1 protein-coding gene and 1 pseudogene are annotated in these 696 nt (G+C 25.1%); both read left to right on the top strand.

Annotation, left to right across the window (positions count from 1 at the left end; genetic code table 11):
- Positions 1-323, top strand: a pseudogene (locus F3G86_RS10235) (transcriptional regulator); the annotation flags it as partial.
- An 11-nt stretch (positions 324-334) separates the two neighbouring features.
- Positions 335-696 (top strand): hypothetical protein (locus tag F3G86_RS10240; protein WP_149723790.1); only part of this gene is annotated, 362 nt, incomplete at its 3' end.

A 696-nucleotide genomic window follows, 5' to 3' on the forward strand; every position in this document is an offset into this window, starting at 1 on the left:
ATGTTTATTGCATAGGAGAAGATTTTATAATGAGTGGTCCAGAATGTTATGATCTTTATGAATTGTATAAATTTTACATAAAACATGAGCATAAAATATCACTTAGGGTTCTAGAACGCAAAGACTATGATAAATTAAACTCATCAAATTATTATATTGGAAACATTATGAAAAATAGCAAGCCTTCTTATATGCTAGATGATTTATTTGATTTAAAATATTTAAATAAAAATACATATGGAAATTTTTTCATAGAATGCACTGATATAATTAAGGAAAGAGTAGAATATGAAAAAAATAAAAGAATAAAAAATAATGAATAAAAGGAGAGTCAATGTTAACTTCTGTCGACAATTTTCTAAAATATAGAGAAATAAAAAAATTCCTATCTGATAATAGAATTGATTTTAATGGATTTGGAGGATTTAATGTCAACAACCTTGTTGTGCATGAATTTGGTTATTTATTGCGATATGTGTCTAAAGGTCATGTAGAGGTTTTTGATGATATAGAAAAAATCTACAAAGAAAAGGAGATGATTCTAACTAATATCAATAATGAGTGTGCAAAAAATATTTTGAGAGAAGAAGAAAATTTAAATGTAAGCCATGAAACCGCCATAAGTAATATGCTAGATTTAAAAGGCATCATTATAAAGATTTGTTCTTTAATTGAAAAATGCCACGAACTTAATTT

It is taken from the genome of Campylobacter concisus, assembly GCF_902460595.1.
GTDB classification, from domain to species: domain Bacteria; phylum Campylobacterota; class Campylobacteria; order Campylobacterales; family Campylobacteraceae; genus Campylobacter_A; species Campylobacter_A concisus_BL.